Genomic DNA, 18599 nt, shown 5'->3' on the forward strand with positions numbered 1-18599 from the left:
CGTGTGACACGGGACCCGACCGCCCGGCCGTCGGCCCGGTGCGCGGAAGATTAGACTTCGACGAGCCCGGTAACGCTCGAACAGCACTATCGCAAGGAGGCACGGGTGCCGCTGCTGACCCGCATCAGGGGACCGCGCGATCTGGACCGGCTCAGCCTGGAGGAGTTGGACCAGCTGGCGGAGGAGATCCGGACCTTCCTCGTCGAGGCGGTGTCGAAGACCGGCGGTCACCTCGGCCCCAACCTCGGCGTGGTCGAGCTCACCATCGCCCTGCACCGGGTCTTCGACTCGCCCAAGGACAAGGTGCTGTGGGACACGGGCCACCAGTCCTACGTCCACAAGCTGCTGACCGGCCGCCAGGACTTCTCCAAGCTGAAGATGAAGGGCGGCCTGTCCGGCTACCCCTCGCAGGCCGAGTCCGAGCACGACGTCATCGAGAACAGCCACGCCTCCACGGTGCTGGGCTGGGCCGACGGCCTCGCGAAGGCCAACCAGGTGCTCGAACGCGACGACCACGTGGTCGCGGTCATCGGTGACGGCGCGCTGACCGGCGGTATGGCCTGGGAGGCGCTCAACAACATCGCCGACGCCAAGGATCGCCCCCTGGTCATCGTCGTCAACGACAACGAGCGCTCGTACGCGCCGACCATCGGCGGCCTCGCCAACCACCTGGCCACGCTGCGGACGACGGACGGCTACGAGCGTTTCCTCGCCCGCGGCAAGGACCTGCTGGAGCGCACCCCGGTCGTCGGCCGGCCGCTCTACGAGACGCTGCACGGCGCCAAGAAGGGCCTGAAGGACTTCATCGCCCCCCAGGGCATGTTCGAGGACCTCGGCCTGAAGTACGTCGGTCCGATCGACGGGCACGACATCGAGGCCCTGGAGTCCGCGCTCTCCCGTGCCAAGCGCTTCGGCGGGCCGGTCATCGTGCACTGCCTCACCGAGAAGGGCCGCGGCTACCAGCCCGCCCTCCAGGACGAGGCCGACCGCTTCCACGCCGTCGGCAAGATCCACCCGGACACCGGTCTGCCCATCACCTCCTCCGGCGCCGACTGGACCTCGGTGTTCGGCGAGGAGATGGTGAAGCTCGGCAAGGAGCGCGAGGACATCGTCGCCATCACGGCGGCCATGCTCCAGCCGGTCGGACTCGACAAGTTCGCCAAGGCCTTCCCCGAGCGGGTGTACGACGTCGGCATCGCCGAGCAGCACGGCGCCGTCTCGGCGGCGGGCCTCGCCACCGGCGGTCTGCACCCCGTCTTCGCGGTGTACGCCACCTTCCTCAACCGCGCCTTCGACCAGGTCCTGATGGACGTCGCCCTCCACAAGTGCGGTGTGACGTTCGTCCTGGACCGGGCGGGTGTCACCGGCACCGACGGCGCCTCCCACAACGGCATGTGGGACATGTCGATCCTCCAGGTCGTCCCGGGGCTCAGGCTGGCCGCGCCGCGCGACGCCGACCAGGTCCGCGCCCAGCTGCGCGAGGCCGTCGAGGTCACCGACGCGCCGACCGTGGTGCGCTTCTCCAAGGGCGCCGTCGGTCCCGCCGTACCCGCGCTGCGCCGGGTCGGCGGCATGGACGTGCTGCGCGAGCCCGGCACCGACACCCCGGACGTGCTCCTCGTCTCCGTCGGCGCCCTCGCGCCGATGTGCCTGGAGATCGCCGACCTGCTCGACAAGCAGGGCATCACCACGACGGTCGTCGACCCCCGCTGGGTCAAGCCCGTCGACGAGCACATGGCGCCGCTCGCCGACAAGCACCGTGTGGTCGTCACCGTAGAGGACAACTCCCGCGTCGGTGGCGTCGGCTCGGCCGTCGCCCAGGCACTGCGCGACGCCGGCGTGGACATCCCGCTGCGCGACTTCGGCATCCCGCCGCGCTTCCTCGACCACGCCTCCCGCGCCGAGATCCTGGCTGAGATCGGGCTCACCGCGCCCGACATCGCCCGCCAGGTCACCGGGCTGGTCTCCAAGCTCGACGGCCGCCTCGACGGCGCGCCCGCCGAGGCGGAACCGGCGCGCGACTGACCCACCCGTGCGGCCCGAATGAGCCGGTTTCGCCATCCTTTACGGTGGTGAGACCGGCCCATTCGCGTGAAACCGCTCGCGCCGGGGCATACGCTCCCCCAGCTCTCGGCTTCGCTCGACCCGGGGGACCCCCATCGCCCCCTCTCGATCATGTCGAGGACGACAAGCGTGGGAGGTACGCCCGTGAGCAGCACACTCTTCCGGACGAAGAAGGTGGAGCAGTCCATCCTCGATACCGAGGAGCCAGAGCACGCGCTCAAGAAATCCTTGTCCGCGCTGGATCTGACCGTCTTCGGCGTCGGTGTCATCATCGGCACCGGCATCTTCGTCCTCACCGGCACGGTGGCCAAGAACAACGCCGGTCCCGCCGTCGCCCTCGCCTTCGTCGTGGCCGGCGTCGTCTGCGCGCTTGCCGCCCTGTGCTACGCGGAGTTCGCCTCCACGGTCCCGGTCGCCGGATCCGCGTACACCTTCTCGTACGCCTCCCTCGGGGAACTGCCCGCCTGGATCATCGGCTGGGACCTGGTCCTGGAGTTCGCGCTGGGGACGGCGGTGGTGGCCGTCGGCTGGTCCGGCTACATCCACTCGCTGATGGACAACGCCGGCTGGGACCTGCCGACCGCGCTCGGCACGAGGGACGGGGCCGACGGCTTCGGCTTCGACATCCTCGCCGCCGCGCTCGTCCTGATCCTCACCGCCATCCTCGTGGCCGGCACCAAGCTCTCCGCGCGGGTCACCTCGGTCGTCGTCGCCATCAAGGTGACCGTCGTCCTCACCGTGATCATCGCGGGCGCCTTCTTCGTCACCGCCGACAACTACGACCCGTTCATCCCCAAGGCGCAGGAGGTGCCGGCGGGCGACAGTCTCCAGTCCCCGCTGATCCAGCTGATGTTCGGCTGGGCGCCCGCCAACTTCGGGGTGATGGGCATCTTCACGGCCGCCTCCGTCGTCTTCTTCGCGTTCATCGGCTTCGACGTCGTCGCCACGGCCGCCGAGGAGACGAGGCACCCGCAGCGCGACATGCCCCGGGGCATCCTCGGCTCCCTGCTGATCTGCACCACGCTGTACGTGGCGGTCTCGATCGTCGTCACCGGCATGCAGCACTACACCGACCTGTCCGTGACCGCGCCGCTCGCCGACGCGTTCAAGGCCACCGGGCATCCGTGGTTCGCCGGCTTCATCAGCTTCGGCGCCGCCGTCGGTCTGACGACCGTGTGCATGATCCTGCTGCTCGGTCAGACCCGGGTGTTCTTCGCGATGAGCCGCGACGGACTGCTGCCGCGCTTCTTCTCCCACGTCCACCCCCGGTTCAAGACCCCCCACCGGCCGACCATCCTGCTCGGTGTGGTCATCGCGATCGTCGCGGGCTTCACCCCGCTGAGCGAGCTGGCCGAGCTGGTGAACATCGGCACGCTGTTCGCCTTCGTGGTCGTCGCGATCGGTGTCGTCATCCTCCGCCGGACCCGACCCGACCTGCACCGCGCGTTCCGCACGCCCTGGGTGCCGGTCGTCCCGATCCTCTCGGTGTGCGCCTCGCTGTGGCTGATGCTCAACCTGCCCGCCGAGACCTGGCTCCGGTTCGCGGCCTGGATGGCCCTCGGCATCGTCGTCTACTTCGTCTACGGCCGCTCGCACAGCCGGCTCGCACGTCCCGAGAAGACGCCCGCGGGCGGGGTCGAGGGGCCGCCGGGAGGCGGCACCCCGTAGCCGACGCGCGGGCCCTTGTCCCGCTCTCCGGCCCCGTACGTCCGGCTTCCGGCGGGAGGCACGAGGCCGGAGGCGTGCCGTGATGCCGGAGCCGGCCAGGCCGTCGCCGTGGGCGATCTGGATCGCGGCGAACGCGGCGGCGTCCAGGGCGGTGGCGACGGCGCCCACATGGCCGAACCCGCCGAACTCGCCCGCCAGGCCTAGCTGATGGAGTCGTACGGCGCCCACTGCGTCTACGCGGGGCCCCAACACGCTCCTCCTGCCCGGCATCGGCACCCTGCACGACCTGCGGCAGGAAGGGCGGGCGGCTGCGTGGCAGTTGGTTCGCGGTCATCGGGAGACCACCTCCGGGCGGTTCCTCGACCGACGGACCGACGGACGGCTGGTCAGGCGTCCCCGCGCACTGTCCGCGGTCCGGCCACCTCGGCGCCCAACTCTCCCACCCTGCACCGCAGTTCACGGTCGGCGGTGACCACGAGGCAGGGGCGGTCGCGCGCCTCCTCGGCGACGAGTTCCACGATGCGGTCGTCACCGCTGCCGGGCGCCGCCTCGACCCGTACACCGGGCACCGGCTCCACACCCCGGGCGGCGCCCTCGACGACCATCACGAGCTCGACGGGCCCCTCCCGGCCGGGAACTCCGTCCCGGGCCAGACGGTCGCGCAGCCGCTCCGCCGCGCCGCGCCGGTCGCGCCACCAGCCGTCGGGGACGGAGCCGACGACATTGGCGGCGTCGACGATCACGAGCAGAGGCGCGTCCATGAGGGACAGGGTCGCATGCCGGGCGGCCGGGCCGGGTCGGCGAAACGTTGATCCTATGATGGGGTCCGCTCGGTCTTCCGCCTGTCGTGCGAGAAGGCGGCCGGGGAGCCGCGCCGAGCGTCATCGGAAGGGGCGGGTCACGTCATGCGGACCGGATCCGGGCGCGGTGCTGCCCAGGGGGCGGCGGCCGACAACTCGGCGCACGGCGCGAGCGCGCGGCACCGGGCCGAGACCACGCTCGCCGGTTCCTGGCTGGTCCTCGGCAAGGACGGCAGGCTCACCGCGTACGCCCGCGCCCGCACGGGGCTGTTGCGCTGGACGCAGACCCGGCCCGGCGGTGCCGAGTGGACCGGGCCGGACCTCTTCCCCGTGTCGGGGCTGACCGACCTCCACGTCGTGCAGGGCAAGGACACCTATGTGCACTTCCTCGGCCGCCGTGAGGTGCCCAAGACCGAGGGGCCGCCCGCCGTGGACGTCGTGCACGCCATCCAGTACCAGACCGGACGGCCCGTCACCGAGTGGCGTTCGCTGGGCAATCCGCACAAGGACGCGGCGAAGGCGGCGCGCTTCGGCAGGCCCACCGGCGCGGTGAGCGCTGGCGGCAACGTCCATGTCTTCGCCCGCAACGCGGGCGGCGGCGTCATGCTGCGCCGGGAGCTGGCGGGCGGCAAGTGGAGCGCCTGGACCGACCTCAAGGGCCGCGTGGTGCGGGAGCCTGTGGCCGTGGTCGCGTACGCGTCCGGGCACGTCGAGGCGCTGGCCGGCGGCCAGGACCTGGTCATGCGCTGGACGCAGGAGAAGCCGGACGGGAACTTCGGCCAGGCGCCCACCGTGCCGCTGTCCGTGGCCCCCGGCAGCGCGGTGGGGCTGGAGACCGGGCCCGACCGGGCGACGTACTACTGGACCGACCCGGAGACCGGAGGCGTCGTCGCGCATCGGCCGGGCGGCCCGGTGATCCCGCTCGACGGGGCCCCGGCCGAGGGACCGGTCGCCGTGCTGCGGGTGCCGCTCGACGGGTACGACTGCACGGTCCTGGCCCGTCGCGACGGCGAGGGGCGGGTCCTGCTGGCGGCCTGCGGCACGGAGAACGAGGAGGCCGGGGTCTGCTGGGCGCCGACCCGCGAACGGTGCGTGGGGACGCCGGCGTTGGCCCGGGACGCCCACGGGCGGGTGGTGCTCGGGGTGATCGACCCGGGGGGCGCGTTGCGCATAGCCCGGCAGAACGACGAGACGGGCCTGGCGTTGGCGCCGTCGGTCGCGGTCTGACGGGGCGTCCGCGCCCGCGTATGCGCCCACGCGTGTCAGCTCACGCCGTATGCGCCCATGCGTCTGCCGGGGGCGCTGGTTGGCGGGTGCGGGTTCGTGGAGGGTTGCTCGCGCAGTTCCCCGCGCCCCTTGCGGGGCCGGTACGGGAAGAGGGCCCCCGCCCGCAGGCGGAGGCCCTCAGCCGTGTCGATGGGTCACGCGGGGACCGAAGCCACCCCGGGCTCGAGGAACTTCTTGCCGTTGACCCGCTCGCTGACGCCCTCGCGGTCCAGGTACGGCGTGATGCCGCCCAGGTGGAAGGGCCAGCCGGCGCCGGTGATCAGGCAGAGGTCGATGTCCTGCGCCTCGGCGACGACACCCTCGTCGAGCATGAGCCCGATCTCCTGGGCGACGGCGTCGAGCACACGGGCCCGCACCTGCTCCTCGGACAGGACGGAGTCGCCCTGCTTGAGGAGGGCCGCGACCTCGGGGTCCAGCTCCGGCTTGCCGGAGTCGTAGACGTAGAAGCCGCGCTTGCCGGCCTTGACCACGGCCGCCAGGTTCGGGGAGACCGTGAAGCGGTCGGGGAAGGCCCGGTTGAGGGTCTCCGAGACGTGCAGGCCAATGGCCGGGCCGACCAGCTCCAGCAGGACCAGCGGCGACATCGGCAGGCCCAGCGGCTCGACCGCCTTCTCGGCGACCTCGACCGGCGTGCCCTCGTCGATGACGTTCTGGATCTCGCCCATGAAGCGGGTGAGGATGCGGTTCACGACGAACGCCGGGGCGTCCTTCACCAGGACCGCGGTCTTCTTCAGCTTCTTGGCGACGGCGAACGCCGTGGCCAGGGAGGCGTCGTCGGTCTGCTCGCCGCGGACGATCTCCAGGAGCGGGAGGATCGCGACCGGGTTGAAGAAGTGGAAGCCGACGACCCGCTCGGGGTTCTTCAGCTTCGACGCCATCTCGGTCACCGACAGCGAGGAGGTGTTGGTGGCGAGGATCGCGTGCGCCGGGGCGACCGCCTCGACCTCCGCGAACACCTGCTGCTTGACACCGATCTCCTCGAACACGGCCTCGATGATGAAGTCCGCGTCCGCGAAGCCCTCGGCCTTGTCCAGGACACCGGTGACCAGGGCCTTGAGGCGGTTGGCCTTGTCCTGGTTGACCCGGCCCTTGAGCAGCAGCTTGTCGATCTCGGCGTGGACGTAGCCCACACCCTTGTCGACGCGCTCCTGGTCGATGTCGGTCAGCACGACCGGCACCTCCAGGCGGCGCAGGAAGAGCAGCGCGAGCTGGGAGGCCATCAGACCGGCGCCGACGACACCGACCTTGGTGACCGGGCGGGCCAGGTTCTTGTCCGGGGCACCGGCGGGACGCTTGCCGCGCTTCTGCACCAGGTTGAAGGCGTAGATGCCGGCGCGCAGCTCGCCACCCATGATCAGGTCGGCGAGGGCGACGTCCTCGGCGTCGTAGCCCTGCTGGAGGTCGCCGTTCTTCGCGGCGGCGATGATGTCCAGCGCGCGGTACGCGGCCGGGGCCGCCCCGTGCACCTTCGAGTCCGCGATGAACCGGCCCCGGGCGACGGCCTGGTCCCAGGCCTCGCCGCGGTCGATCACCGGGCGGTCGACGACGATCTCGCCCTTGAGGACGGACGCCGTCCAGATCAGCGACTGCTCCAGGAAGTCCGCGCCCTCGAAGATCGCGTCCGCGATGCCGAGGTCGTAGACCTGCTCGCCCTTGAGCTGCTTGTTCTGGTTGAGGCTGTTCTCGATGATCACCGAGACGGCCTTGTCGGCACCGATCAGGTTCGGCAGGATCGTGCAGCCGCCCCAGCCCGGGACCAGGCCCAGGAACACCTCGGGCAGCGAGAACGCCGGGAGGGCCGCGGAGACGGTCCGGTAGGAGCAGTGCAGACCGACCTCGACGCCACCGCCCATCGCGGCACCGTTGTAGTACGCGAAGGTCGGCACGGCGAGCGCGGAGAGGCGCTTGAAGACCTCGTGGCCGCCCTTGCCGATGGCGAGCGCGTGCTCGTGCTCCTTGAGCAGTTCGACGCCCTTGAGGTCGGCGCCGACGGCGAAGATGAACGGCTTGCCGGTGACACCGACACCGACGATCTCGCCGGCCGCGGCCTCCTTCTCGACCTGGTCGATGGCGGTGTTCAGGTTCGCCAGCGACGCCGGGCCGAAGGTGGTCGGCTTGGTGTGGTCGAAGCCGTTGTCCAGCGTGATGAGCGCGAAGCGCCCGGCGCCGAACGGCAGGTCGAGGTGGCGTACGTGCGCGGACGTCACGACCTCGTCGGGGAACAGCTCGGCCGCGCCCTTGAGAAGCTCAGCGGTGGTGCTCACTTGTCGCCTCCGGCGTCCTTGTGGTGCGGGTTCTCCCAGATGACGGTGGCGCCCATGCCGAAGCCGACGCACATGGTGGTGAGGCCGTAGCGGACCTCCGGCTGCTCCTCGAACTGGCGGGCGAGCTGCGTCATCAGACGCACACCCGAGGAGGCCAGCGGGTGACCGAAGGCGATGGCGCCGCCGTACTGGTTGACGCGCGCGTCGTCGTCGGCGATGCCGTAGTGCTCCAGGAAGGCCAGCACCTGGACGGCGAAGGCCTCGTTGATCTCGAACAGACCGATGTCGGAGATCGACAGGCCCGCCTGGGCGAGCGCCTTCTCGGTGGCCGGGATCGGGCCGTAGCCCATGACCTCCGGCTCCACACCCGCGAAGGAGTAGGAGACCAGGCGCATCTTCACCGGGAGGTTGTTCTCGCGGGCGAAGTCCTCGGACGCGATGAGCGAGGCGGTGGCGCCGTCGTTCAGACCGGCCGCGTTACCGGCGGTGACCCGGCCGTGGACCCGGAACGGGGTCTTGAGGCCGGTCAGGTTCTCGATGGTCGTGCCGGGCCGCATCGGCTCGTCGGCGGTGACCAGGCCCCAGCCCGTCTCACCGGCCTCCGCGTTGGTGCGGCGCACCGAGATCGGCACCAGGTCGGCCTGGATCTTGCCGTTGGCGTACGCCTTGGCGGCCTTCTCCTGCGAGCGCACGGCGTACTCGTCGGCGCGCTGCTTGGTGATCGTCGGGTACCGGTCGTGCAGGTTCTCGGCGGTCATGCCCATGAACAGGGCGGACTCGTCGACCAGCTTCTCGCTGACGAACCGCGGGTTCGGGTCGACGCCCTCACCCATCGGGTGGCGGCCCATGTGCTCGACACCACCGGCGATGGCGACCTCGTAGGCGCCGAAGGCGACGGAACCGGCGACCGAGGTGACGGCGGTCAGGGCGCCGGCGCACATGCGGTCGATGGAGTATCCGGGCACCGACTGCGGCAGACCGGCGAGGATGCCCGCCGTACGGCCGATGGTGAGGCCCTGGTCACCGATCTGCGTGGTCGCGGCGATGGCGACCTCGTCGATCTTCGCGGGCTCCAGACCGGGGTTGCGGCGCAGCAGCTCCCGGATCGCCTTCACGACGAGGTCGTCGGCGCGGGTCTCGTGGTAGATGCCCTTCGGGCCCGCCTTGCCGAACGGGGTGCGGACGCCGTCGACGAAGACGACTTCCTTGACGGTACGAGGCACGATGGCTCTCCTCCAGAGGTGCGGGACGGCACTGCTGCGACGCGCAACCGCTGAGCGCGCGCTCAGGCCCATGCTACTTGCGAGTAACAGTGCTGCCCACCCCTGGGGGAGGGAGCGGCGAAGGTCACATCGGTTCCCCATGTTACCGCCGGTTACGCTCGCCCACCTCAGGGGCGCGGGGCTGTGTCACCATGCGGCTCCGCCGCGTGGGCGTGACCGGCCCAAACGAACCCGCGGTCCCGTACGGCGCTCAGGGGGCAGTCGCAGTGGACCCTCTCGGAACCAGCACAGGCGTAGCCACCGGATGCGAATCCCCACCCCCACCGATCACCTCGAACAACGTCCGCGCCACCTCCGCCCCGAACCCATGCACGTCATGACTCATCGCGGACAGCGTCGGCCGCGTCAGCCGGCACAACTGCGAGTCGTCCCACGCCAGCAACGACACATCCTCCGGCACTCGCACCCCCATCTCCGCCGCCACCGACAAGCCCGCCACCGCCATGATGTCGTTGTCGTAGACGATCGCCGTGGACGATCACCCCCACCCCGGTCAGCAGCGACCGCGTCGCCCGCGCCCCCGCCTCTCCGGAGAAGTCGGTCGCCACCTGCCGTGCGCCGGCCAGCCGCAACTCCCGGGCCGCCTGGTCGAACGCCGCCGTACGAATGGCCGTGTGCCCCAGCGCGGCCGCGCCTCCCACCCGCGCGATCCGCCGGTGCCCCAGCGCCGCCAGATACCGCACCGCCTCCGTCACGGCGGTCGCGTCGTCCGTCCACACCGACGTGAGCCCGCCGGTCAGCGAGGGATGCCCGACGGCCACCGCCGGCACCCCCAGCCGCTCCACCGCGGCCACTCTGGGGTCGTCCGCGCGGAAGTCGACCAGGATCGACCCGCTGACCTGCCGCCCCCGCCACCACGCGTCCTGGAGCCCCACCTCCTCCTCCAGGTTCCGCACCAGCCGCAGCAGCAGCGAGCAGGACCGCTCGGTCAGCACGCTCTCCACACCGGAGACGAACTCCATGTAGAACGGTTCGAGCCCGAGTTGCCTGGCGGGCCGGCAGATCGCCAGCCCCACCACGTCGACCCGCTGACTCGACAGCGACCGCGCCGCCAGGTTGGGTGCCCAGCCGAGCTCCCGCGCCGCCGCGAAGATCCGGTCCCGTGTGGCGTCGGACAGCCCCGGCTTCCGGTTGAACGCGAGCGACACCGCCCCCTTGGACACCCCGGCGAGTGCCGCGACGTCCTTGATGGTCACGCGCGGGGTCGGCGCCGGCGGCGGACCGGGCGACGGTGACGGTGGCGGAGTCGGCGAGGTGCTCATCGGGCGGGCTCCACGCAGTACAGGGCCCGCCGCACGTCCTCCGCGTCCGGCACGGCCTCCAGCCCGTGCACCCCGATGGTCACCCGCTCACCCGGCAGCAGGGTGACCAGTCCGGTGTCCGCCCGCGCCGCTGGCCCCAGCCGGTCCGCCTGCAGCAGCAGGTCCCGCACCAGCGTCCGCGCCGTCACGGTCACCGAACCCGGCCCGACCTCGACCTCGAACTCCGGCCTCGCATAGGGCACTTCACGATCCGGCACCGGGAAGTGCACCGCCCGCAGCGACTTCTCCCCGTCACGCCCGTCGGCCACCAGGAACTCCTTCGCCCCCACGGGCTCCACCTCGCGCGGCACCCGCACCTCGGCCACCGTACGCGCGGCGGCGGACACCTCCACCACCGCCTCGGCGAGGACGTTCCCCTCCACGGTGATCCGCCGCAACCGCAGACCGCCCGGGGCCCAGGACTCGCCCGACTGGTTCACCACGGCCAACACCAGTCCCGTGCCACGCACTTGAAGCGTCAGCAGCCGGTCCGCGTACAGCCGGCGCAGCTCGTGGTACAGCGGTTTCTCCCGCCCGTCCCCGTCGACCGCCGCCCACGAGGTCACCGGCCAGCAGTCATTGAGCTGCCACACGACCGTGCCCGCGCACACCGGCCAGTGGGACCGCCAGTGCTCGATCCCGGCCGCGATCGCCCGCGCCTGGTTGACCTGCGTCAGATAGTGCCAGCGGTCGAAGTCCCCGTCCGGCACGACGAAATGACGCGCGAGCCCCCGCTGAAGCTTCCCGTTCCCGTCCTCGGCCTTCTGGTGGTGCAGCATGCCGGGGGAATCGGGCGCGAGTTCCTCACCCGGCAGCGCCCGCCGCAAGGTCGCGTACGCGGGCGGCGCCTGCCACCCGAACTCGGCGACGAACCGCGGCACATCGGACCGGTACTCCGCGTAGTCCTCCCGGTTCCACACCTCCCAGGAGTGGTGCGTGCCGTGCGCCGGGTCGTTCGGATGCCGGTCCCAGGACCCCGACCAGGGGCTGCCCGCCGTGTACGGCCGGGTCGGGTCCAGCTCCGCGACCACCCGCGGCAGCAGCCCCAGGTAGTACCCCTCGCCCCACGACTCCCCGGCGAGTCGCTCCTCCCAGCCCCAGTCCCGGAACCCCCACAGGTTCTCGTTGTTGCCGTTCCAGAGCACCAGTGAGGGGTGCGGCATCAGCCGTACGACGTTCTCCCGCGCCTCGGCCTCCACCTCGCCCCGCAGCGGCTGCTCCTCCGGGTACGCCGCGCACGCGAACGGGAAGTCCTGCCAGACCAGCAGCCCCAGCTCGTCGCAGAGGTCGTAGAAGTCCTCGCTCTCGTAGATCCCGCCGCCCCAGATCCGTACGAGATCGACACCGGCTCCGGTCGCCTGCCCCAGCCGCTCCCGGTATCGCTCGCGCGTGACGCGGGAGGGAAAGACGTCGTCCGGGATCCAGTTCACCCCGCGCGCGAACAGCCGCTCGCCGTTGACGACGAGCGTGAAGGCGGTCCCGTGCTCATCGGCGGCCCGGTCCAGTTCCACGGTCCGGAACCCAACCCGCCGCCGCCAGACATCGAGCGCGTCACCTGCGCCGTAGAGGGTCAACTCGACCTCGTACAAGGGCTGTTCACCGTAGCCGCGGGGCCACCACAGCTCCACGCCCGGTACCTCCAGCCGTACGGTGCCGCTCGTCCCCTCGACCTCCGCGACCGCGGCGACACCCCCCACCCGGGCCTCCAGCCGCAGCCCCGCCTCGACGGCCGCCCGCTCCACGTCGACGAGCAGCTCCACCCGGCCCGTCGTCCCCTCGACGGTCACCAGCGGCCGCACCCGGGCGATCCGGGCGGTGGACCACCGCTCCAGCCGAACGGGCCGCCAGATCCCCGCGGTCACCAGGGCCGGCCCCCAGTCCCAGCCGAAGGAGCAGGCCATCTTCCTGATGAACTGGAACGGCTGCGGATAGGCGTTCGGCCGGTCGCCGAGCCGTTCGCGCACCGCCTCGGCCTCGGCGTACGCGGAGGCGAAGCGCACCGAGAGCAGACCGCTCATACCGGTGACGTCGAAGCGGTACGAGCGATGCATGTTCCGTACCGAGCCGAGGAGCCGTCCGTCGAGCCGGATCTCGGCGGCGGTGTCGAGCCCGTCGAAGACCAGATCGGTCTGGTCGTGCCCGCCGGCCGCGCCGCCCCCGGGCAGCTCGACCTCGTACGTCCACTCGCGGCGCCCCACCCACGCCACCGCGTCCTCGTTCCGGCCGAGGAAGGGATCCGGGATCAGGCCCGCGGCCAGCAGATCCGTGTGCACGCACCCGGGCACCGCGGCGGGCAGCGGTCCCTGGTCGTGCCGGAGGATCCAGCCCTCGGCGAGCGGTGTGGCGTCCAGCATGCGCACTCCCTAAACCGGTCCAGTCAGTGAGCCGACACAGTCGCGAAATCTTTCGGCATCCTTGGCGAAATAGGGACTTTACCGGTTCAGTGACGGGCTGCCAGAGTGCCGAACCAGCCATCCCACCCGTGCTCGTCCGTCCCGAACGGAGCTGGTGCACATGAACCACCGGAAGACGCTCACCGGAACACTGCTGGCGGCCGCGCTCCTCGCGTCGGGCTGCACCGGCGGCGGAGGAAGCGCGAAGGGCGCCGACGCCGAGGCGGCCGACGACCCGGCACAGGTGTCCGGATCCATCACGGTCCTCACCCACCGGACGGACCTCGTGCAGGACGGCACGATGAAGAAGTACGCCGAGGACTTCAACAAGACCTATCCGAAGGTGAGGGTCACGTTCGACGGGATCACCGACTACGAGGCCGAAGTCAAGATCCGGATGAACACCGACAACTACGGCGACGTCCTCATGATCCCGTCCGTGATCCAGAAGAACGACTACCCGAAGTTCTTCGCCTCGCTCGGCACCCAGAAGGAACTGAGCGAGAAGTACCGCTTCACCGGCTTCACCGCGGTCGACGGCAAGGTCTACGGACAGAGCCCGATGGGCGCGACCCCCGGCTTCCTCTACAACAAGCGGATCTGGACCGAGGCCGGAGTCACCGAATGGCCCACCACCCCGACGGAGTTCCTCACCGCCCTGAAGGCCATCAAGGCCAAGACCGACGCCGTCCCGTACTACACCAACTTCGCCGCCCAGTGGCCGCTGACCCAGTGGACGTACGTCAACGGCTCGGTCAGCTGCGACACCGAGGCCACCACCCGCCTCGCCGAGGGCAACCCCTGGGGCGAGGACGGCGAACTACGCGTGGCCGACCGGCTCTTGTACGACATCGTCGACCAGGGCCTGATCGAGAAGGACCCGGCGACCACCAACTGGGAGAACTCCAAACCCCAGTTGGCCAAGGGCGAGATCGCCACGGCCTGGCTCGGCAGCTGGGCGGTCATCCAGTTCCGGCAGGCGGCCGAGAAGGCAGGGGCCGACCCCGACGACATCGGCTTCATGCCCTTCCCCGCCCGGGTCGACGGCAAGGCCTGCGCGACCGCCAACCCCGACTACAACCAGGCCGTCAGCGTCCACTCCGAGCACAAGGAGGCCGCCCGCGCCTGGGTCGACTGGTTCACCGAGAAGTCGGGCTACGCGGCGGACAACCTCTCCATCTCCACACTGAAGGACGCCCCGCTGCCCGAGGTGCTCAAGCCCTACGAGGAGCAGGGCGTCGAACTGATCGAACTGGACGACACCGCGGGCGGCAAGGTCAAGGCCATCGACAGCGCCTCCGAGGTCGGCATCAACGGCCCCGCCTACCGCCAGGAACTGGTCGACATCGCCCGCGGCGCCAAGGACGGCGACATCGACGACTTCCTCGACGACCTCGGCAAGCGCTGGACCGAGGCAGCGAAGACCGTGGGGTCCTGATGCCCCAGGCGCGTACGACACACCCCTCGCACGCGACGGAGAAGGCGGCGCGGCCCCAGGCGGCCGCGCCCCACGCCCCGGCGCGCCCCTCGCGGGGCGCGCCTGCGTCGCGGGCTCACCCCCTGGCTCTTCCTGGCCGTCCCGCTGGCCCTGCTGATCACCTTCACCTACGCGCCGGTCGCCAACATGCTGGCGTACAGCTTCACCGACTGGGACGGCGTCAGCCCCGAGTTGCACTACACCGGCACCGACAACTACGTCGAGATCTTCACCCGTCCCGAGCTGTTCCGGGTCTTCTTCGTCAGCGGCTACTACCTGGCCGCGTCGGCCCTGCAGATCGTGCTCGCCCTCTACTTCGCGACGATCCTCAGCTTCGACGTCCGCTTCCGGAACCTCTTCAAGGGCGTCCTGTTCTTCCCGTACCTGATCAACGGCGTCGCGATCGGCTTCGTCTTCCTCTACTTCTTCCAGGACGGCGGCACCCTCGACTCGGTCCTCGCCCTCTTCGGCCACGAGCCGGACCGCGCCTGGCTCGGCACGGAGACCTCCGCGAACGTCTCCCTCGCCGGCGTCTCGGTGTGGCGCTACCTGGGCCTGAACTTCGTGCTCTTCCTCGGCGCGATCCAGTCGATCCCGGGGGAGCTCTACGAGGCGGCCGAACTCGACGGCGCGAGCCGCTGGCACCGGTTCCGGTACATCATCGCGCCCGGCATCCGACCGGTCCTGAGCCTGAGCGTGATCCTGTCGATCTCCGGCTCGCTCTCGGTCTTCGAGATCCCGTACATCATGACGGGCGGCGCCACCGGCACCGAGACCTTCGTGATCCAGACCGTCAAGCTCGCCTTCCAGTTCAACAAGACGGGCCTCGCGTCCGCCGCCGCGGTCGTCCTGCTGCTGATCATCCTGGCGGTGACGTGGCTGCAACGCCGACTGGTCCCCGACGACAGGGTGGACCTCGTATGACGACGCCGACACCCGTGCTGCGCAGGCGAGTCGCCCGCTCGCTCACCTATCTGTCCCTGGTCGGCGCGTCGGTCGTGGTCCTGCTGCCGCTGCTGGTGGTCCTGCTGACCTCGCTGAAGACGGACCGGGAGATGGCGGCCGGCGGCGGCGCCCTCACCTTGCCGGACAACTTCCTGAACCTGGAGAACTACGTCACGGCCTTCCGTGACGGCGAGATGCTCGCCGCCTTCGGCAACACGGCCTTCATCCTCTTCTTCGCCATCACCGGAACGGTCCTCATCGGCTCGATGGCGGCCTACGCGATCGACCGCTTCACGTTCCGCTTCCGGAAACTGGTCGTCGCGCTCTTCCTGGTCGCCACCCTCGTCCCCGGTGTCACCACCCAGGTCGCCACCTTCCAGATCGTCGACAGCTTCGGCATGTTCGACACCCTCTGGGCGCCGATCGCCCTCTACATGGGCACCGACATCGTCTCGATCTACATCTTCCTGCAGTTCGTGCGGTCGATCCCGGTCTCCCTCGACGAGGCCGCCCGCCTGGACGGCGCCAACGCCTTCACGATCTACCGCAAGATCATCCTGCCCCTGCTCAAACCGGCGATCGCCACGGTCGTCATCGTCAAGGGGATCACGGTCTACAACGACTTCTACATCCCGTTCCTCTACCTGCCGTCCGACGACCGAGGCGTCATCTCCACGTCCCTGTTCCGCTTCAAGGGCCCCTTCGGAGCCCACTGGGAAACGATCTCGGCAGGAGCGGTCCTGGTGATCCTGCCGACCCTGATCGCCTTCCTGCTGCTCCAGAGATTCATCTACAACGGCTTCATGAGGGGAGCGACGAAGTAAGGGTGTCGGACAGCCACCGGAACCCCTGAGGGGCGCGGGGCTGTTCCGACATGCGGCTCCGCCGCGTGGGCGCGACCAGCCACGAATGACCCGCACCCGCCGAACAGCGGAACCTCTACGGCGACTGGGCGCCCTTGGTCTTCGCCACCGCCGCCATCGCCCCCACCAACACCGGCGTCACCAACTCCACCTGCCAGGCCCGAGCCCCGTATCCCGCCAGCGCCGCGGAGATCGACTCGGCGTCAGCCGTGGCCGGCGGCTCCCAGCACAACCGCCGCACCGTGTCCGGAGTGATCAGATTCTCCTGCGGCATGGTGAGCTGCTCCGCCAGCGCGGACACCCCGGCCCGCGCCGCGGACAGTCGCGCCGCCGCCGCGGGGTCCTTGTCGGCCCACGCCTTCGGCGGCGGCGGCCCCGTCACCGGCTGCCCGTGCGCCGGCAGCGCGGAGTCCGGCAGGGCCCTGGCCCGGTCCACCGCGGCCTGCCACTGCTCCAGCTGCCGCCGTCCCATCCGGTGTCCGAACCCGGTCAGCGCGGCCAGCGCGTGCGCGTTGACCGGCAGGGCCAGCGCCGCCTCCACGATCGCCGCGTCGCTCAGCACCTTCCCCGGCGACACGTCGCGCCGCCGGGCGATGCGGTCCCGCGCCTCCCACATCTCCCGGACGACCGCCATCTGCCGGCGCCGCCGCACCTTGTGCATGCCGGAGGTCCGCCGCCAGGGGTCCTTGCGGGGTTCGGCGGGCGGCGCGGAGGCGATCGCGTCGAACTCCTGCCGCGCCCACTCCAGCTTCCCCTGCCGGTCCAGCTCCTTCTCCAGGGAGTCCCGCAGGTCCACCAGGAGTTCCACGTCGAGCGCGGCATAGCGCAGCCACGGCTCGGGCAGCGGGCGGGTGGACCAGTCGACCGCGGAGTGGCCCTTCTCCAGGACGTAGCCGAGGACGCCCTCGACCATCGCGCCGAGACCGACCCGGGGGAAGCCCGCGAGCCGCCCGGCAAGCTCGGTGTCGAAGATCCGCGTCGGCACCATGTCTATCTCGCGCAGACAGGGCAGGTCCTGGGTGGCCGCGTGCAGCACCCACTCCACGCCGGAGAGCGCCTCGCCGAGGCCGGAGAGGTCGGGGCAGGCGACGGGGTCGATGAGCGCGGTGCCCGCGCCCTCGCGGCGCAGCTGCACCAGATAGGCCCGCTGACCGTAGCGGTAACCGGACGCGCGTTCGGCGTCCACGGCGACGGGGCCGGAGCCGGCGGCGAAGGCGGCGATCACCGCGGCGAGCGAGGACTCGTCGGCGATCACGGCCGGAATGCCCTCCCTCGGCTCCAGCAAAGGGATCGGCGCCCCCGCTTCAGAGGATCCGCCGTCGTCCGGAGGGGCGCCTCCGGTGGTTCGCAGGGTCCTGTCTGCTGCGGTCTCTTGGGCGTCGGTCACCTGTCAAGGGTATCCGTGTATGGACATGGCCCGCCGACGGAACGTTCCGCCGACGGGCCTTGTGGGGTCGTAAACCAGTCACGTGTCACACGTGTCAGTGAATGTTCCCGGCGAACCGGGAGGGACCGGATGTACGGGGGAAATACCGTCCTCTCGCCGCTGCGGAGGTCCCGGTGTCAGTGGATGATCCCGGTGCGCAGGGCCACCGCCACCATTCCGGCACGGTCGCCGGTGCCGAGCTTGCGCGCGATTCGGGCCAAGTGGCTCTTGACCGTGAGCGCGGACAGGCCCATGGAGACGCCGATCGCCTTGTTCGACTGGCCCTCCGCGACCAGGCGCAGCACCTCGACCTCGCGTCCCGACAGTTCCCGGTAGCCGCCCGGGTGGCTCGGGGCGCCCGGGGGCGGCGGTGCATACGGGCGGCGGAGCCGACGGGGGCGGCACCGGGGCGGGTGGGCAGTCCGATGTTGGTGCGGGTGCCGGTGACGACGTATCCCTTGACGCCGCCGGCGAGGGCGTTGCGGACGGCGCCGATGTCGTCGGCGGCGGAGAGGGCGAGGCCGTTGGGCCACCCCGCCGCGCGGGTCTCGGAGAGGAGGGTGAGGCCGGAACCGTCCGGCAGGTGAACGTCTGCGACGCAGATGTCACGCGGGTTGCCGACGCGGGGACGGGCCTCGGCGATGGACGAGGCCTCGATCACGTCGCGGACCCCGAGGGCCCACAAGTGCCTGGTGACGGTGGACCGGACCCGGGGGTCCGCCACCACCACCATGGCGGTCGGCTTGTTCGGACGGTAGGCGACCAGGCTTGCGGGCTGCTCGAGGAGAACGGACACCAGGCCTCCTGGGATGCGGGACGGGGGCCGGC

Annotated in this window: 11 protein-coding genes and 2 pseudogenes; 6 read left to right on the forward strand and 7 right to left on the reverse strand. The window is 70.9% G+C overall.

Annotation, left to right across the window (positions count from 1 at the left end; genetic code table 11):
• Window positions 1–105 precede the first annotated feature (105 nt).
• Together dxs and E4N62_RS07650 are read left to right on the forward strand one after the other, a co-directional pair.
• A complete protein-coding gene (gene dxs, locus E4N62_RS07645) occupies window positions 106–2025 on the forward strand; it encodes a 1-deoxy-D-xylulose-5-phosphate synthase (RefSeq protein WP_230213088.1) in 1920 nt (639 codons plus the stop codon).
• 183 nt (window positions 2026–2208) lie between these two features.
• Complete coding sequence (locus E4N62_RS07650) at window positions 2209–3732, forward strand: amino acid permease (protein ID WP_230213090.1); 1524 nt, start codon at window positions 2209–2211, stop codon at window positions 3730–3732.
• Window positions 3733–4118: 386 nt separating this feature from the next.
• Here E4N62_RS07650 and E4N62_RS07655 read toward each other — a convergent pair whose 3' ends face one another.
• Window positions 4119–4493, reverse strand: coding sequence for an NTP pyrophosphohydrolase (locus tag E4N62_RS07655; protein WP_230213093.1), 375 nt, complete (start codon window positions 4491–4493; stop codon window positions 4119–4121).
• A gap of 144 nt (window positions 4494–4637) precedes the next feature.
• Here E4N62_RS07655 and E4N62_RS07660 point away from each other — a divergent pair, with 144 nt between their 5' ends.
• Complete coding sequence (locus tag E4N62_RS07660; protein ID WP_230213095.1) at window positions 4638–5759, forward strand: hypothetical protein; 1122 nt, start codon at window positions 4638–4640, stop codon at window positions 5757–5759.
• 194 nt (window positions 5760–5953) lie between these two features.
• Here E4N62_RS07660 and E4N62_RS07665 read toward each other — a convergent pair whose 3' ends face one another.
• The 4 genes and pseudogenes from E4N62_RS07665 to E4N62_RS07680 form a co-directional block, all read right to left on the reverse strand.
• A complete protein-coding gene (locus tag E4N62_RS07665) occupies window positions 5954–8083 on the reverse strand; it encodes a 3-hydroxyacyl-CoA dehydrogenase NAD-binding domain-containing protein (protein ID WP_230213097.1) in 2130 nt (709 codons plus the stop codon).
• Window positions 8080–9306: an acetyl-CoA C-acyltransferase gene (locus E4N62_RS07670; RefSeq protein ID WP_230213100.1), complete on the reverse strand. Its 1227-nt coding sequence runs from the start codon at window positions 9304–9306 to the stop codon at window positions 8080–8082. The genes E4N62_RS07665 and E4N62_RS07670 overlap by 4 nt, the downstream gene beginning before the upstream one ends.
• Before the next feature lie 250 nt (window positions 9307–9556).
• A pseudogene (locus E4N62_RS07675) lies at window positions 9557–10628 on the reverse strand (LacI family DNA-binding transcriptional regulator).
• Entirely contained in the window at window positions 10625–13021 is a 2397-nt protein-coding gene (locus E4N62_RS07680) for a glycoside hydrolase family 2 protein (protein WP_230213102.1), read from the reverse strand. The pseudogene E4N62_RS07675 and the gene E4N62_RS07680 overlap by 4 nt, the downstream one beginning before the upstream one ends.
• A 160-nt stretch (window positions 13022–13181) precedes the next feature.
• On the opposite strand from E4N62_RS07680, the gene E4N62_RS07685 reads away from it, so the two are divergent.
• The 3 genes from E4N62_RS07685 (at window position 13182) to E4N62_RS07695 (ending at window position 16306) form a co-directional block, all read left to right on the forward strand.
• A complete protein-coding gene (locus E4N62_RS07685; RefSeq protein WP_230213104.1) occupies window positions 13182–14498 on the forward strand; it encodes an ABC transporter substrate-binding protein in 1317 nt (438 codons plus the stop codon).
• A gap of 102 nt (window positions 14499–14600) precedes the next feature.
• Window positions 14601–15461, forward strand: a complete 861-nt coding sequence (locus E4N62_RS07690; RefSeq protein WP_230214057.1) for a carbohydrate ABC transporter permease — start codon at window positions 14601–14603, stop codon at window positions 15459–15461.
• Window positions 15458–16306, forward strand: coding sequence for a carbohydrate ABC transporter permease (locus E4N62_RS07695; RefSeq protein ID WP_230213106.1), 849 nt, complete (start codon window positions 15458–15460; stop codon window positions 16304–16306). Before E4N62_RS07690 ends, E4N62_RS07695 begins: the two co-directional genes overlap by 4 nt.
• A gap of 115 nt (window positions 16307–16421) precedes the next feature.
• On the opposite strand, the gene E4N62_RS07700 is transcribed toward E4N62_RS07695, so the two are convergent.
• Window positions 16422–17732 (reverse strand): HRDC domain-containing protein, encoded by a 1311-nt coding sequence (locus E4N62_RS07700; protein WP_230213108.1) that lies wholly within the window; start codon window positions 17730–17732, stop codon window positions 16422–16424.
• 176 nt (window positions 17733–17908) lie between these two features.
• Window positions 17909–18567, reverse strand: a pseudogene (locus tag E4N62_RS07705) (LuxR C-terminal-related transcriptional regulator).
• Window positions 18568–18599 lie beyond the last annotated feature (32 nt).

The organism is Streptomyces sp. MNU76, from assembly GCF_020982545.1.
GTDB lineage: Bacteria > Actinomycetota > Actinomycetes > Streptomycetales > Streptomycetaceae > Streptomyces.

What these genes read in the sequence shown, in the direction of transcription:
- E4N62_RS07695 (WP_230213106.1), top strand. Translation starts at nt 15,458, where the DNA reads ATGACGACGCCGACACCCGTGCTGCGCAGGCGAGTCGCCCGCTCGCTC.
- E4N62_RS07660 (WP_230213095.1), top strand. Translation starts at nt 4,638, where the DNA reads ATGCGGACCGGATCCGGGCGCGGTGCTGCCCAGGGGGCGGCGGCCGAC.
- E4N62_RS07680 (WP_230213102.1), bottom strand. Translation starts at nt 13,021, where the DNA reads ATGCTGGACGCCACACCGCTCGCCGAGGGCTGGATCCTCCGGCACGAC.
- E4N62_RS07685 (WP_230213104.1), top strand. Translation starts at nt 13,182, where the DNA reads ATGAACCACCGGAAGACGCTCACCGGAACACTGCTGGCGGCCGCGCTC.
- E4N62_RS07655 (WP_230213093.1), bottom strand. Translation starts at nt 4,493, where the DNA reads ATGGACGCGCCTCTGCTCGTGATCGTCGACGCCGCCAATGTCGTCGGC.